General features: G+C 68.6%; 11 protein-coding genes. 6 read left to right on the top strand and 5 right to left on the bottom strand.

All coding sequences use genetic code 11. From position 1 onward, the window contains the following. Nucleotides 1–24: 24 nt before the first annotated feature. Entirely contained in the window at nt 25–2,163 is a 2,139-nt protein-coding gene (locus tag QCD75_RS09060; protein WP_301227869.1) for a Stk1 family PASTA domain-containing Ser/Thr kinase, read from the top strand. A gap of 166 nt (nt 2,164–2,329) precedes the next feature. Here the strand turns inward: QCD75_RS09060 and QCD75_RS09055 are convergent, their stop codons facing one another. Together QCD75_RS09055 and QCD75_RS09050 are read right to left on the bottom strand one after the other, a co-directional pair. Further along, nucleotides 2,330–3,751 (bottom strand): class II 3-deoxy-7-phosphoheptulonate synthase, encoded by a 1,422-nt coding sequence (locus QCD75_RS09055; RefSeq protein ID WP_441005457.1) that lies wholly within the window; start codon nt 3,749–3,751, stop codon nt 2,330–2,332. Between the two features lie 79 nt (nt 3,752–3,830). Then, nucleotides 3,831–4,574, bottom strand: coding sequence for a lysophospholipid acyltransferase family protein (locus QCD75_RS09050; RefSeq protein WP_301227787.1), 744 nt, complete (start codon nt 4,572–4,574; stop codon nt 3,831–3,833). A gap of 111 nt (nt 4,575–4,685) precedes the next feature. Here QCD75_RS09050 and QCD75_RS09045 point away from each other — a divergent pair, with 111 nt between their 5' ends. The 3 genes from QCD75_RS09045 to QCD75_RS09035 are packed head-to-tail and all read left to right on the top strand — an operon-like array spanning nt 4,686 to nt 6,935. Then, nucleotides 4,686–5,510 (top strand): alpha/beta hydrolase, encoded by an 825-nt coding sequence (locus QCD75_RS09045; RefSeq protein ID WP_301227785.1) that lies wholly within the window; start codon nt 4,686–4,688, stop codon nt 5,508–5,510. Continuing rightward, nucleotides 5,507–6,310, top strand: a complete 804-nt coding sequence (locus tag QCD75_RS09040; protein WP_301227783.1) for an alpha/beta hydrolase — start codon at nt 5,507–5,509, stop codon at nt 6,308–6,310. The genes QCD75_RS09045 and QCD75_RS09040 overlap by 4 nt, the downstream gene beginning before the upstream one ends. Then, on the top strand, nt 6,303–6,935 hold the full coding sequence (locus QCD75_RS09035) for a hypothetical protein (RefSeq protein ID WP_301227781.1): 633 nt from the start codon (nt 6,303–6,305) through the stop codon (nt 6,933–6,935). The genes QCD75_RS09040 and QCD75_RS09035 overlap by 8 nt, the downstream gene beginning before the upstream one ends. A 99-nt stretch (nt 6,936–7,034) precedes the next feature. On the opposite strand, the gene QCD75_RS09030 is transcribed toward QCD75_RS09035, so the two are convergent. Then, nucleotides 7,035–8,126, bottom strand: coding sequence for an ROK family glucokinase (locus tag QCD75_RS09030; protein ID WP_301227779.1), 1,092 nt, complete (start codon nt 8,124–8,126; stop codon nt 7,035–7,037). 242 nt (nt 8,127–8,368) lie between these two features. Between QCD75_RS09030 and QCD75_RS09025 the strand changes: the two genes are divergently transcribed. After that, the gene (locus QCD75_RS09025; protein WP_301227777.1) at nt 8,369–10,189 is read left to right on the top strand and encodes an AMP-dependent synthetase/ligase; all 1,821 of its coding nucleotides are present in this window, start codon (nt 8,369–8,371) and stop codon (nt 10,187–10,189) included. 212 nt (nt 10,190–10,401) lie between these two features. On the opposite strand, the gene QCD75_RS09020 is transcribed toward QCD75_RS09025, so the two are convergent. Next, entirely contained in the window at nt 10,402–13,797 is a 3,396-nt protein-coding gene (locus QCD75_RS09020; RefSeq protein WP_301227775.1) for a pyruvate carboxylase, read from the bottom strand. Nucleotides 13,798–14,132: 335 nt separating this feature from the next. On the opposite strand from QCD75_RS09020, the gene QCD75_RS09015 reads away from it, so the two are divergent. Next, nucleotides 14,133–14,981: a ParA family protein gene (locus QCD75_RS09015; RefSeq protein ID WP_301227773.1), complete on the top strand. Its 849-nt coding sequence runs from the start codon at nt 14,133–14,135 to the stop codon at nt 14,979–14,981. Between the two features lie 149 nt (nt 14,982–15,130). Here QCD75_RS09015 and QCD75_RS09010 read toward each other — a convergent pair whose 3' ends face one another. After that, on the bottom strand, nt 15,131–15,727 hold the full coding sequence (locus tag QCD75_RS09010; protein WP_301227771.1) for a MerR family transcriptional regulator: 597 nt from the start codon (nt 15,725–15,727) through the stop codon (nt 15,131–15,133). Between the last annotated feature and the right edge of the window lie 145 nt (nt 15,728–15,872).

Genomic DNA, 15,872 nt, shown 5'->3' with positions numbered 1-15,872 from the left:
TATCCGTGCAGCGATTAGGATCGTATAGTGCAGGATTACTCGTCGGACCCTCTCGTTGGCACTCTGGTGGATGGCCGGTACCTGATTCAGTCCAGGCTCGCCCGCGGCGGGATGTCCACTGTCTATGTGGCCACCGACCGCCGGCTGGAGCGCGATGTGGCACTGAAGGTGCTGCACCCCCACATGGCCGGAGACCCGCAGTTCCTTGACCGCCTGGGCCGCGAGGCCAAGGCCGCCGCCCGGCTGTCGCACCCCCATGTCGTGGGGGTGCTGGACCAGGGCGAGGATGACCGGGTGGCCTACCTGGTGATGGAGTACATCAGGGGCCACACCCTGCGCGATGTCCTCAAGGACAAGGGCGCGCTCCCGCCGCGCCTGGCCCTGGCGCTCATTGATCCGGTCGTAGAGGGGCTTGGAGCGGCCCACGACGCCGGCCTCATTCACCGCGACATCAAGCCTGAAAATGTGCTGATCGCCGACGACGGGCGGATCAAGCTCGGCGACTTCGGACTCGCCCGGGCCATCTCGACGACGACCAGCACCGGGGCCCTGATTGGCACCGTGGCGTACCTGTCCCCCGAACTGGTGCTGGGCCGGCAGGCCGACGCCCGCAGTGACATCTACTCGGTGGGGATCATGCTCTACGAGATGATCACCGGCCGGCAGCCGTTCGACGGCGAGGTTCCCATCCAGGTCGCCTACCAGCACGTCAACTCAACCGTCGGCGCACCCTCGGCGCTGGTTCCGGGACTTGCCGGCGAAATCGACGAACTCGTCCAGTGGTGCACCGCCAATGACCCCGACAAACGCCCCGTCGACGGCAACGCCCTCCTCTCCGAGCTCCGGCACATCCGGACGAACCTGAGCGACGCCGAACTCGACCTGCAGCCGCCCGGCGCGCGTCCGGCACTGCCGGTTGTTCCGCCCGCCCCCAGTCCGCCGGCCCGGCGCCCCGGGGCGGCCCCTGATCCGCGCACCGTCGAGGGCGCCACCGAAGTCATCGGCGCCCGGCAGCAGCCCACGGAGTTCATTTCCCGAGGCAGCAACCCGACCACCGTCATGTCCGCGGCCCCGCGCCACCCCGGCTACGGCCCGCTGTCCGCCCCGGACGAGGCACCGTACCCCGGCGGGCAGTTTGACCAGGGGCAGTTCCACCAGGGGCCGGGATCCGCAGTTCCTGCCAGCAAGCGGGCACAGCGCAAGCAGGACCGTGACGAGGAGAAGGCACGCCAGAAGGCCGCGGCCACGCCGGTCCGGAGCCTGCGCGACGGGAGCCCGCGGCGCCGCGGCCTGCTCTGGATCCTCGTGCTGGTCGTCGCGGCGCTGCTGGCCGGCGGCGCGGGCTGGTTCTTCGGCATGGGTCCGGGCTCCCCCGGCACGATCCCGGAACTCGCGAACAAGACAGTGGCAGAGGCCCAGCAGCTCCTCCGCACGGCCGGCTTCCAGTCCACCACCAAGGACGTCTTCGACGACGGCGTCGCCCCCGGGCTGGTGGTCGGATCCGAACCTGCGGCCGGGGAGGTCATCCGGAAGTTCCAGCCGGTCTCCCTGGCGGTCTCCAAGGGCCCCGAGCTGTTTCCGCTGCCGGAACTGACCGGGAAGTCCCTGGACGAGGCGAAGACGGCCCTCAACGGCGCGGGCATGGCCCTGGGGCAGATCGCAGAAACTTTTGATGAGTCCGCCCCCGCCGGCACCGTCCTGGCCCAGGCCCCGCGCAGGGGCAACCCGGTCCGGCACGGCACCCCCGTGGACCTCACCGTGTCCAAGGGCCCGCAACCCATCCCGGTCCCGGACGTGCGCGGCCAGGAGCAGGGTGACGCGGTCAAGGCCATCGACGCCGCCGGCCTGAAAGCCGTGGTCGCTCCCGAGACCGTCTTCGACCGCACGGTGCCCAAGGGCTCCGTGGTGGCGCAGGACCCGGCTTCCGGCAATCTGACCAAGGGCGGTACCGTGACCCTGACCGTTTCCAAGGGCCCGAAGCTCGTCCAGGTGCCAAGTTTCATCGGGAAACAGGCTTCGGAGGCCCAGAAAGCCTTGGAGCAACTCGGCTTCAAGGTCAAGATCGATGACATCCTGGGCGGATTCTTTGGAACGGTCCGCGCCCAGGATCCGGTGAACAAGAGCGTCCCCGAGGGTTCGACGATCACGCTGACCGTGGTTTAACCCTGGCCTGACGTTGGCCAGGGGCTCGTCCGGCTCCGGCGGCCCGGAAGCCGGCTCGGGAGCCGTCCCCCGGCCCCGTCTCCCGCTCAGCGCGGGCCCGGTCCACAGAAAAGCTCCGCCCGGCTGAACCAGCCGGGCGGAGCTTTTTTGTTGCGGGGCTCTTCGTTTAGTGCTTGGAGAGTGCCCCGGCCACCAGGAACGCCATCTCGAGGGACTGCATGTGGTTCAGACGGGGATCGCAGACCGATTCGTACCGGTCCAGGAAGGACTCCTGGTCCACCGGATCGGCACCGCCCAGGCACTCGGCGACGTCGTCGCCGGTCATCTCAACGTGCAGGCCGCCCGGGACCGTGCCGAGCGCGTGGTGGACCTCGAAGAAGCCGCGCACCTCATCAATGACGTCGTCGAAGTTGCGGGTCTTGTAGCCGTTCGGCGAGGTGACCGTATTGCCGTGCATGGGGTCGGTGACCCACAGGACCTGGGCGCCGGATGCGGTGACCCGTTCCACGATCGGGGGCAGCTTCTCACGGATGTTGCCGGCACCCATCCGCGTGATGAAGGTCAGGCGGCCGGGTTCGCGGTCCGGATCCAGCTTGTCGATCAGGCGCAGCGCATCGTCGCCGCTGGTGCCCGGGCCAAGCTTGACACCGATCGGGTTGCGCACCCGCGAGAGGAAGTCGACATGGGCGTGGTCCAGTTCCCGGGTCCGCTCGCCGATCCAGAGGAAGTGCGCGGAGGTGTCGTACGGGAAGCCCGTCCGCGAGTCGATGCGGGTCAGGGCGCGTTCGTAGTCCAGCAGCAGCGCCTCGTGGCTGGCATAGAACTCGACACGCTTGAGCGCCTCGAAGTCCGCTCCGCAGGACGCCATGAACTTGATGGCACGGTCGATGTCCCGGGCCAGGGACTCGTACCGTGCGTGGGCGGGGTTCTCAGTGAAGCCCTTGTTCCACTGGTGCACCAGCCGCAGGTCCGCGAAACCGCCCTGGGTGAACGCGCGGATCAGGTTCAGGGTGGAGGCGGAGGTGTGGTAGGCCTTGAGCATCCGGCTGGCGTCATGCGCGCGGGATTCCGGCGTGAAGTCGTAGCCGTTGACGATGTCGCCGCGGTAGGCCGGGAGTGTGACGCCGTCGCGGGTCTCGTCGTTGGACGAGCGCGGCTTGGCGAACTGCCCTGCCATCCGGCCCATCTTGATGACCGGCATGGCGGCGCCGTAGGTCAGGACGACGGCCATCTGGAGGATGGTCCGGACGCGGGCGCTGATCTTGTCCGCCGTGGCTGCCTCGAATGTTTCCGCGCAGTCGCCGCCCTGGAGCAGGAATGCCTTGCCCTGCGCCGCGGCAGCGAGCCGTTCGCGCAGGATGTCCACTTCGCCGGCGAAGACGAGGGGCGGGAGCACGGAAAGTTCCTTGACGGACGCCTCGAAAACGGCCTTGTCCGACCAGCTCGGCTGCTGGGAGGCCGGCAGCTCCCGCCAGTGGTCCAGGCCGGGATAGTTGGCGGCACCGCTCTGGGCGGTGCTGGTCAGGGCGGAGCCCGCCAGAGGCGAGCCATTCAGGGGGAGGGCCGCAGCCGCAGATAGCTCAGTCACCCTCTAAGGATAGTTGCCTCCGTGGCGATCGTCGGACCCGGGCCGTCATTGACTGGGCCGGTGCCGTCACACGGTCCGTTCACATACTTCCGGGTGCTGCCGGGTCCGTGCCGGCGGGGCCGTCCTCCGGGACCCCGGTGGCTTTCCCGGCGAGGCGGAGCTTGACGACGGCGGCGTACTCGTCGACGTATTCCTGGCCGGAGAGGCGCATCAGTTCATACATGATCTCGTCGGTCACGGACCGCTGGATCATCCGGTCGTTCTCCATGCCGTAGTAGCGGCTGAAGTCCAGCGGCTCACCGAAGATCATCCCGATGCGCCGGATGTTGGGCATCCGCTTGCCGATCGGCTGGACCTTGTCCGTGCCGATCATCGCGACCGGGATCACGGGGACCCGCGCCTGCAGGGCCAGCCGCGCCACCCCCACCTTGCCGCGGTACAGCCTGGAGTCCGGGCTGCGTGTGCCTTCGGGGTAGATGCCCAGGAGCGAACCGTTTTTCAGCACGTCCATGCCGGCATAGAGCGAGCGGGCGGACGCGGCACCGCCGGAGCGGTCCATCGGAAGCTGGTTGGTGAGCCGGAAGAAGGTGGCCGTCAGCCTGCCCTTAATCCCCTTGCCGGTGAAGTACTCGGATTTCGCGAGGAACACGACGGGCCGGGGCACCATGAGCGGCATGAAGATGGAGTCGGAGAAGGAGAGATGGTTGGAGGCAAGAATGGCGGCGCCTTCGGCGGGGACGTTGTCCAGGCCCTTGACCCAGGGCCTGAAAAGCGTCTTCAGGACAGGTCCGAGAACGAACGTCTTCATGAACCAATAAAACACGTGGTGTACCTCTCCGGAAGGCGTCTGGCGGGCCCCGCATCGGACCCGGCCAGCACTTCAATGACACCCTACTCTAGTGAGTTTTGTCCGGAAGAGTGACACGATGGGCTCATGACCGGAAGCAGCACTCCCCTGGCGCCCGCGGCGTTCAATTATCGGGGCCACGGCGGCAACGCGGGCATCGGCGTGGCCATCTGCCACGGCTTCACCGGCAGCCCCCTGAGCGTCCTGCCCTGGGCTGAGCATCTGGCCCGGCAGGGCTTCGCGGTGTCGGTCCCTCTGCTGCCGGGGCACGGCACCGACTGGCGCGACCTGACCCGTTTCGGCTGGCAGGACTGGTGCCGGGCCTTCGAGACGTCCTACCTTGAACTCGCCGCCGGAACCCGGGAATGCTACGTGGCAGGACTGTCCATGGGCGGCACCATCGCCCTGCGCACCGCGGCCCGCCAAGACGTTGCCGGGGTCGCCGTCGTCAATCCGGGGCTGAGCTTCTACGACCGCCGGGTGCGCTATATCGGCCTGTTGAAGCACTTCCAGCGCACCACCGTTCCGGCCCAGGAAGCCAATCCAACGGCGGCGGCCACCGAGGACGGCGACTACTCACTCACCCCGCTGGAAGCCGTCCACCAGCTGAGCCGGCTCTTCCGGGCGACGCTGCGGGAACTGCCCGCCGTCGCCGCTCCGGCGCTCGTGTTCAAGTCCGCGACGGACAGCGTGGTGCCCCCCTCCTCGGTCGAACTGCTGCGGAACCGTCTGGGGTCGCGCGAGCTTGAGGTGGTCAGTTTGCCGGACAGCGGGCATGTGGCCACGCTCGACGTCGACGCCCCCCTGATCTTCGAACTGTCCGCCCGGTTCTTCCTGCACCATGCGGCCGCCGCGCGCCAGCCCGCGTCGCCACCAGAGAAGCCCGCCCCTTCAGCCCCGGAGACCCCATGACCATGCCCCTGGACCACACGCCGTTCAGCAGCCCGTTCACCGGAACCGGGCCCCGCACCGGAGTCCTGGTCTCGCACGGTTTCACCGGCAGCCCGCACGGCGTGCGGGACTGGGCCAGGTCGCTGGCCGACGCCGGCTACGCTGTGCGGATGCCGCTCTTGCCGGGGCACGGCACCAGTTGGCAGGAACTGTCCCGGACGCGCTGGCAGGAATGGCACTCGGCGCTCGACGCCGCCTACCACGACCTGGCCGGGGACTGTGAGCAGGTCGTTGTGGCCGGGCTGTCCATGGGCGGGGCGCTGGCGCTGCGGCTTGCCGCCACCCGCCCGGTGGCGGGGGCCGTGCTGGTCAACCCCGGCCTCGTCATCGACGATCCCCGCGCCCCGCTGGCCGGCATCCTGAAGTTCGTGCTCAAGAGCACCCCCGCGATCGCCAACGACATCCTCAAGGAGGGCATCGACGAGGGGGCCTACTCCCGGACGCCGGTTGCCGCGGCGCACGAACTGAACAAAATGTTCAAGGACACCCTGCGGCTGCTCCCGCGGATCACCGCTCCCGTGCGCGTGTACCGCTCGGCGGTGGACCACGTGGTCTCCGACTCAAGCATGGTGGCCCTGCGCCGCGGCCTGACCCACGCCCCGCTGGAGGTGATCCGGCTGGAAAACAGCTACCACGTGGCTACGATGGACAACGATGCGCCCCTGATCTTCCGCGGCTCGGCCGAATTCATCCGGTCGCTGGTTACGGGAGGCACTCCGGACACCGCCCACGCCAGCCAAAAGGACACGTCAGATGACTAGACCGGACCCCAACGCTCCGGACCCGGATTCCAGCGCCAACCAGGAAGACGCCGTCTGGCTGGATCTGGTCGCCAGGCTGGAGGGCAGGGACCAGCGCACAAACCCGGGCACCGCGGAAGCCCGTGAGGCCGCGGACGGCCAGGAGCTGCCGAAGGTGCCCGTCACGGACGGCGCAGGGGCCGACAGTGCCGCAGTGCCCCGGCCGTTCAGCGACTTCGATCCGCTGGGGCTCGCCGCCGGGGTGCCGATTGAACTCTCCGCCGACGAGCGGCTGGCACGCGGCCAGGCCGCCGTGGGCGCCTCAGAGGGTCCGGCCGCCGCCGGCGCCCAGGACGGTGCACCGGGCCCGCGGGACTTCGAAGCCGCGGATGACGACCCGTTCGGGCCGGGTGAGTTCGTGCCGGAGGAACCTCCCAGCCTCGCCGGAACCGACCCTCTGACCGTGCTGGCCTGGCTCGGTGCCGTCGGTGGTCCCGTGGCCCTGCTGCTGTCTGCGATGTTCTGGCGCTCCGCACCGCTGATGGCCATCCTCGGAATGGTCGCCGCCTTCGCAGCCTCGCTGGTGTTCCTGATCATGAAACTGCCGGGCGAAAAGGACGAGCACGACGACGGCGCCCGCATCTAACTGATTCCATCGCGTTCCGTCGCGTCCGAGCGCCACCCGGGCCGACCGCTGGGGCGCCCGCTTTCGGCCGGCGCCCCGTTTCCTGCCGGTGGCGCGCTGCTAGCTGTGCATGCGGCTGCTGACCCGGGACAGGTCCGCGGCGCCGATCAGGCCGGCGTTCGGGCCGAGTGCCGCGAGCTCGATTTCCGCCGCGGGCCGGAAGCCGCGGCCGGTCAGGTTCCGGGCGAAGGCCTTCCGGGCCGGTCCGACCAACAGTTCGCCGGCGTCGCAGAGTCCGCCGCCGATCACGAACTTGCCCGGATCCAGCGCGGCGGCAAGGTTCGCGAGGCCCAGGCCGAGCCATTCCCCGACGTCTTCGAGCAGCTCCCGCGAGGTCGCGTCCCCGGCCTTGGCCAGCTCGGTGACAATCACGCCGGTGATGCGATCCACGTGGCCGTCGACCGCTTTGAGCAGTTCCTGGGCCACCGGGGAGTTCGCGGCGGCGAGTTCCCGGGCCTCCCGCCCAAGCGCGTTGCCGGACGCATACTGTTCCCAACAGCCCCGGTTGCCGCACTCGCAGCGGTGGCCGCCGGGCATGATGATCTGGTGGCCGAACTCCCCCGCCACGCCAAAGCGCCCGCGTTCCAGCCGGCCGTCCATCACCATGGCGCCGCCGATGCCGGTTCCGAGGGTGATGCAGACCAGGCGGCTCTGGCCCTGCCCGGCGCCGAAGCGCCACTCCGCCCAGCCGGCCGCATCGGCGTCGTTGGTCAGCAGCACCGGCCGGCGAAGCAGCCGCTGCAGGTTGTCGCGAAGGGGCTCATTGCGCCAGGCCAGATGGGGGCTGAAGAGCACAGTGCCGCCGTCGAGGTCCATCCAGCCGGCCGCGCCGATCCCGACCGACCAAATCCGGTGGCCCTCGCCCAGCTCCTCGACCAGCTCCACGATCACCTGTTCCACCGCACGGGGGTCGTTGCCCGGAGTGGACCGCTTGGCCTGGGCCAGGATCCGTCCCTCCGCGTCGACCACACCGGCCGCCACCTTGGTGCCGCCGATGTCCACGCCAATGGCGAGGCCCTTGCGGCCCAGCCGCAGGTGCTCACGGAAACCCTGGCCGGCCGGTCCGGCGGGGGCGCCCGCCAGCGTCCTGCGCCGCCAGGCGGCCGTCCTGCGGTACGGGCCGGGCTGCTGTCCAGGTATAGGTGTGTGCATGATTCACTATCCTATTCGCCGGAACGGCCGGGCACGGGCCGCATCACCGGACAGCCCGGCGATCGCCTCCGGACCGGAGCCCCGCCGCCAGCCATTGCCTGATAGTCCTCTCCGGCCGCCGAGCCGGGGTTACCAAACTGTAAGGTTACTCGCCGGTAGGTGTTGTGGAACACACATGCCTGGAACCGCATACTAGTGTTAGTCGTACCCCTCGCGGGTCCATGGATATCAAAGGAGCTAACGTGCGAGAAATCAGTGTCCCGGCCTTGGTGAACGTCCCCCGGGAAATGAACGTCACGGATCTGGTCCTGCGCCAGGCGGCCAAGGCCTCGAACCCGGCACTGTTCTCGAAACTTGACGCCGCAGGAGCGTGGCAGGACATCCGGGCCACCGACTTCCTGGCCGATGCGTCGCTGCTCGCCAAGGGCCTGATGGCCAGCGGCGTCGCCGCCGGCGACCGGGTCGGCATCATGTCCCGCACCCGGTACGAATGGGCCCTCATTGACTTCGCCATCTGGTTCGCGGGTGCGGTCTCCGTGCCGATCTATGAGACCTCCTCCCCCTCCCAGGTGGCCTGGAACCTGGGCGACTCCGGCGCCGTCGCCGCTTTCGGCGAGTCCGCGCACCACGAGGACATCATCCGGCAGGCCGCGACCTCCGAGGGCCTCGCGGACCTGGCCCACGTCTGGCAGCTCGAAGGAACCGGCCTCGACGAGGTCCGCGCCGCCGGTGCGACGGTCAGCAACGAGGAGCTTGAGGCCCGGCGCAGCCTGGCCACCCTCGACGACCTCGCCACGATCATCTACACCTCCGGCACCACCGGCCGGCCCAAGGGCTGCGAACTGACCCACGGCAACTTCGTGGAACTCTCCGAGAACGCGCTGGCCACCTCGCTGAACAAGATCGTCCACGAACAGGCCCGGACCATCATGTTCCTGCCGCTCGCCCACGTGTTCGCACGCTTTATTTCGGTGCTCGCCGTCGCCGCGGGTGTCACGGTGGCACACACGCCGGACATCAAGAACCTCCTGCCGGACCTGCAGAGCTACAAGCCGACCTTCATCCTCGCGGTGCCGCGGGTCTTCGAGAAGGTCTACAACTCGGCGCTCACCAAAGCCGAGGACGGCGGCAAGGGCGCCATCTTCCATCGGGCGGCCGACACCGCCATCGAATTCTCCCGCGCGCGCCAGGCCGGCAAGATCGGCCTGGGCCTCAAGCTCCGGCACACCGTTTTCGACAAGCTCGTCTACGGCAAGCTCCGCGCCGCCATGGGCGGCGAGGTGGCGCACGCCGTGTCCGGCGGCGGACCGCTGGGCGAGCGGCTGGGGCACTTCTTCCAGGGCATCGGCATGCAGATCCTGGAAGGCTACGGGCTGACCGAGACGACGGCCCCGGTTACCGTGAACACGCCGGACCTGATCAAGATTGGTACCGTCGGCGCCCCGATTCCCGGCAATGCCGTGAAGATCGCCGACGACGGCGAGATCCTCGCCAAGGGCGTGTGCGTCATGCGCGGCTACTACAAGCGCGAGGACCTCTCCGCTGAGTCCTTTGTCGACGGCTGGTTCCGCACCGGCGACATCGGACAGCTCGATGAGCAGGGATTCCTGACCATCACCGGGCGCAAGAAGGAAATCATCGTCACGGCGAGCGGCAAGAACGTCGTGCCGGCCCTGCTGGAGGACCAGATCCGGGCCGACGCGCTGGTCTCCCAGGTGCTGGTGGTCGGTGACAACCGGCCGTTCATCGGTGCGCTGGTCACCCTCGACGAGGAGGCCCTGCCGGGCTGGCTGCACCGCCACGGGCTGCCCGCGTCCACGACCGTTGCCGAAGCCACCGACAACGCGGCGGTCAAGGCCGCGGTGCAGGAACTCATCAACGGCGCCAACCAGTCGGTCTCCCAGGCCGAGGCGATCAAGTCCTTCCGGATCGTGCCGGCCGACTTCACGGAGGCCTCCGGGCACCTGACGCCGTCGATGAAGGTCAAGCGGGCCCAGGTGATGAAGGACTTCGAGAACGTCATCGAGGAAATGTACGGCGCCCCGCGTCCCAGCCAGGTCTAGGCACCCCGCCCCACCCCACCCGCAAACAAAGCGCACCCCAGACAAAGCGCACCCCAGCAACGCGGGGTCAGATACGGCCCATCCACACGCCGCGGACGGGCCGTATCTGACCCCGCGTTGTTGTGCGGCGTTGCTGTTTGTGGTTCGGGTACGACGAAGGGTCCTTCCAGCTTTGGCCGGAAGGACCCTTCGTCATAGTCGCTGCGCTGCGGTTATTCGACGACCAGCAACAGGTCCCCGCCCTGGACCTGCTCGATCGCGCCGACGGCGAGGCGCGAGACGGTGCCGGCCACCGGCGTCGTGATGGACGCCTCCATCTTCATGGCTTCGATCGTGGCGACAGTGTCGCCGGCCTTGACCGACTCGCCGGCCTTGACGGTCAGGGTGACGGCACCGGCGAACGGTGCGGCCACCTGGCCCGGCTGGGAGGTGTCGGCGCGCTCTGCGGCCTTGACGTTGCTGACCACGGAACGGTCCCGGACCACGACCGGGCGGGACTGGCCGTTGAGCGTGCACATGACGGTGCGCATGCCCTTCTCGTCCGGTTCGGAGACCGCCTCGAGCGAGGCGATCAGGCGGACGCCCTTCTCCAGCTCGATCTCGTGCTCGGCGCCGCGCTGCAGCCCGAACAGGTAGTCGCGGGTGTCCAGCACCGAGAGGTTGCCGTAGGACTCCACGCTCTTCTGGTAGTCCTTGGTGGGACCTGCGAAGAGGAGCCGGTTGAGCGTCTGCTGCACGGTCTTGGAGTCGGACTTGAGCGCGGCGCTGTCCTCGGCGCTGAGCTCAACGTCGCGGACCTTGACCGTGCGGCCCTGCAGCGCCTTGGTGCGGAACGGTTCCGGCCAGCCTCCGGGAGGATCGCCCAGTTCACCGGACAGGAAGCCGATCACAGAATCCGGGATGTCGTATTTCTGCGGGTTCTCATTGAAGTCGGCGGGATCGGCGTTGAGGCCCACGAGGTGCAGGGCCAGGTCGCCGACGACCTTGGAGGACGGGGTGACCTTCACGAGCCGGCCGAGGATGCGGTCGGCGGCGGTGTACATGTCCTCGATGGCCTCGAAACGCTCCCCGAGGCCCAGCGCGATCGCCTGCTGGCGCAAGTTGGAGAGCTGGCCGCCGGGGATCTCGTGCTGGTAGACGCGGCCGGTGGGGCCCGGAAGGCCCGACTCGAAGGGTGCGTATACGCGGCGGACTGCTTCCCAGTAGGGCTCCAGGGCACAGACGTTCGCCAGGCTCAACCCGGTGTCCCGCGGTGTGTGGGCCAGTGCTGCCACCAGGGCGGAGGCCGAGGGCTGGCTGGTGGTTCCGGCGAGCGAGGCGGAGGCGACGTCCACGGCGTCGACTCCGGCGTCGACGGCAGCCAGCAGCGTGGCCAGCTGCCCGCCGGCGGTGTCGTGCGTGTGCAGGTGGACCGGGAGGTCAAAGCGTTCACGAAGGGCCGCGACGAGCCGTGCAGCCGCGGCGGGACGCAGCAGGCCCGCCATGTCCTTGATCGCCAGGATGTGTGCCCCGGCATCGACGATCTTCTGCGCCAGCTCCAGGTAGTAATCCAGGGTGTACAGCGTCTCATCCGGGTCCAGCATGTCCGCGGTATAGCAGAGTGCGACCTCCGCGACGGCGGTGCCCGTCTCACGTACGGCGCGGATCGCCGGCGCCATCTGGTTGACGTCGTTGAGCGCATCGAAGATACGGAAGATGTCGATGCCGGTGGCGGCGGCCTCGTTGACGAACGCGACCGTGACCTCTTCCGGGTACGGGGTGTAGCCGACCGTGTTGCGGCCGCGCAGGAGCATCTGCAGGCAGACGTTCGGCAGCGCCTTGCGCAGCGCGGCGAGCCGGTGCCAGGGGTCCTCACCGAGGAAGCGCAGGGCCACGTCGTAGGTGGCACCGCCCCACGCCTCGACGGAGAGCAGTTCCGGGAGGAGTTTGGAGACCGCCGGGCCGGCTGCCACGAGGTCGCGGGTGCGGACCCTGGTGGCGAGCAGCGACTGGTGGGCGTCGCGGAACGTGGTGTCCGTGACGGCGACCGCGTTCTGCTCGCGGAGGGCCTTCGCGAAGCCTTCCGGGCCAAGCTCCAGCAGCCGCTGCCGGGAGCCGGGCGCGGCGGCGTCGTCGTTAAGGGCGGGGAGCTTGGCGGCGGGATCACTGTGGACCGTGAGCTCGCCGTTGGGCTTGTTCACAGTCACTTCGGCGAGCCAGGTCAGCAGCTTGGTGCCGCGGTCGGCGGAGACCCGGGCCTTGAGCAGCTGGGGGCGTTCGTCGATGAACGAGGTGGCCACGTTGCCCGCGATGAAGTCGGCGTCGTCCAGGACAGCCTGTAGGAAGGAAATGTTGGTCGAGACGCCGCGGATGCGGAACTCGGCGAGGGCACGGCGGGCCCGAGCCACTGCGGCCGGGTAGTCACGGCCGCGGCAGGTCAGCTTGACCAGCATCGAGTCGAAGTGCGGGCTGATCTCGGCTCCGGAGTAGACGGTGCCGCCGTCCAGCCGGACGCCGGCGCCGCCGGCGGAACGGTAGCCGGTGATCTTGCCGACGTCGGGCCGGAAGCCGTTGGCCGGGTCCTCCGTGGTGATGCGGCACTGCAGGGCGGCGCCCTTGAGCTGGACCGTCTCCTGGGAGAGGCCCAGGTCGGCGAGGGTCTCGCCGGCGGCGATGCGCAGCTGTGCCTGGACCAGGTCGACGTCGGTGACTTCTTCGGTGACGGTGTGCTCGACCTGGATGCGCGGGTTCATTTCGATGAAGACGTGCTGGCCGGCCCGCTCCCCGACGGTGTCGACGAGGAATTCGACCGTGCCGGCGTTGACGTAGTTCAGCGCCTTGGCGAACTTCACGGCGTCCCGGTACAGCGCCTGCCGGATGCCTTCGTCCAGGTTCGGCGCCGGGGCGATTTCGATGACCTTCTGGTGGCGGCGCTGGATGGAGCAGTCACGTTCGAAGAGGTGCATCACGTTGCCCTCCGCGTCGGCCAGTATCTGGACCTCGATGTGGCGGGGGCGCAGCACGGCCTGTTCCAGGAACATGGTCGGATCGCCGAAGGCCGCGTCCGCCTCGCGCATGGCGGCCTGCAGGGCTTCGGGCAGGGCGTCGCGGGTGTCGACGCGGCGCATGCCGCGCCCGCCGCCGCCGGCGACGGCCTTGGCGAAGATGGGGAACCCGATGACGTCGGCGGCCGCGATGAGCTCGTCGACGTCTTTGGAGGGCTGGGAGGATCTGAGCACGGGGACGCCGGCTTTGCGGGCCGCCTCAAGGGCCGCGACCTTGTTGCCGGCCAGTTCCAGGACCTCAGCCGGCGGTCCCACGAAGGTGATGCCTGCTTCCGCGGCGGCCCGGGCCAGGCGCGGATTCTCGGAGAGAAAGCCGTAGCCCGGGTAGATGGCGTCGGCGCCGGATTCCTTGGCCACGCGCACCACCTCGTCGACGTCGAGGTAGGCCCGGACGGGATGGCCCTCCTCACCGATCAGGTATGCCTCATCGGCCTTCTGGCGGTGGATTGAGTTGCGGTCCTCGTTCGGGAAGACAGCTACGGTCTTGGCACCAAGTTCGTAGCCGGCGCGGAAGGCACGGATCGCGATTTCGCCGCGATTGGCCACCAGAATCTTCGAAAACATGCTTCTCCTGCATCATCGCGGGTGTATCGGTAAGTGGTCACAGTGTCTAAGACCCGGACGGGCAAACACAAATTATTGTGGCGACTGTCACAACAGCGCGCGTCACGTATGCCGGATTAGGCAAGTAGATCACGCAACGCCGGATCCCGGCCCCGATTGCAGCATATCCATGATCTGCCGCACCGGCACGCGACGGGGCAGACGATGAGGCAGGTTTCGGCGGGACGGCAACATATGATGAGGAGGTGGGTGGCGCATGCTCGCCCCGGTTCCGGAGAACGCAGGAGCCGGCAGGACCCCGAACCGGCAACCGGCGTTAGGTATTGGTTTTTCAAGTGCAAGTAGTCAGCATCAGCAGCCTCAAAGGCGGTGTCGGCAAGACATCGGTGACCACCGGACTGGCGTCCGCGGCATTGGCCGCCGGCATCCCCACCCTCGTCGTCGACCTTGATCCCCACGCGGATGCCAGTACGGCCCTCGGAGTCCGGCCGGGCGACCAGCTGGACATCGGCCGGATGCTCAAGTCCCCCCGGCGGGCCCGGCTGGCCGAGAACGTGGTCCCTAGCGGCTGGGTGGACCGCGCATCCGCCAACGGCGGCGCTGCCGCCGGCCGAACAGCCGTCCTCGATGTGGCTGTTGGCTCCGCCTACACCGGCATCTACGACCGCCCCGACCTGGGCCGCCGCGACCTGCGCAGACTCTCCGCAGTGCTCGCCGGCGCGGAGAAGTACGAACTGGTCCTCGTGGACTGCCCGCCGTCCCTGAACGGGCTCACCAGGATGGCCTGGTCCGCCAGCGACAAGGTAACCCTCGTGGCCGAGCCCGGCCTCTTCTCCGTCGCGGGCACGGAACGCACCATGCGGGCCATCCAGCTGTTCCGGCAGGAATTCGCCCCGAACCTCTCCCCCGCCGGCATCGTCGCCAACCGGGTGCGCACCGGGTCCGCCGAACACACCTTCCGGCTCGCCGAGATGGACTCCATGTTCGGCGAGCTGCTGCTCTCCCCGCACATCCCGGAGCAGGCCAACTGGCAGCAGATCCAGGGCGCCGCGCACTCCATCCACCATTGGCCAGGGGATTCGGCCAAGAATGCCGCCGCCCTGTTCGACACCCTGCTGGCGAACCTGCTGAAGGCAGACGGCCGGCAGTCCGGCGCCCCGGTCCGGGACCGCGTCCGGCGCTGAGCCAAGGTCGCCCCACCCGAGGTAACCCCAAGACAACAGCAACGCGGGGTCACTTAGCGCCTGCCCGGCCTGCCGTAACGGGCGCTAAGTGACCCCGCGTCGCTGTGTGGCGGGGATGCTGTGTGGGGGTGTTGGTGTCGGTGGGCGGGTCAGCCGATCTTGCGGGCGGCCCTGCGCTTGCCGAGCTCGTCGCCGGGGAACGACTGGTCGCTGGCGTGTTCGCTGGGAAGGGCTGCGAGGCTGCCTTCCACTTCCCGCCAGACGCGGCCGACGGCGATGCCAAAGACGCCCTGGCCGCCCTGGACGAGATCGATCACTTCGTCGGCTGAGGTGCACTCGTACACGCTGGCGCCGTCACTCATGAGGGTGATCTGGGCAAGATCCTCCACGCCGCGTTCCCGGAGGTGCTCGACGGCGGTGCGGATCTGCTGCAGGGACACGCCGGTGTCGAGGAGTCGCTTGACGACTTTGAGGACCAGGATGTCGCGGAAACCGTAGAGCCGCTGGGAGCCTGAACCGGCGGCGCCGCGGACGGCGGGTTCCACCAGCCCGGTGCGTGCCCAGTAGTCCAGCTGGCGGTAGGTGATGCCGGCCGCCTTGCAGGCGGTGGGACCGCGATAGCCCGCGTCCTCGTCCAGGACAGGGAGATCCTCGGTGAACAGCAGGCCCTGGGCACCGCTAGCGGGCACGGCTACACCAGCCGTCGAGGGCTGCATGAGCTCGCCCGCTTCGCCTTTCGGACTCACGTGGATCCTCCTTGTCTTGGCTCCCCTGCGGAAAATGCAGCAACAGCCAGTTGTCACTAGCTAAACAAAACACGGGTGGATAAAATTCATCCGTGTAATTCTGCCGGGGCTGCACCTTCCAGTGTGACCTGAGCGGCTGTTGCGT

This window comes from Arthrobacter sp. PsM3 (genome assembly GCF_030433895.1).
Classification (GTDB): domain Bacteria; phylum Actinomycetota; class Actinomycetes; order Actinomycetales; family Micrococcaceae; genus Arthrobacter.
This window is presented reverse-complemented; position numbering and strand designations above follow the sequence as displayed.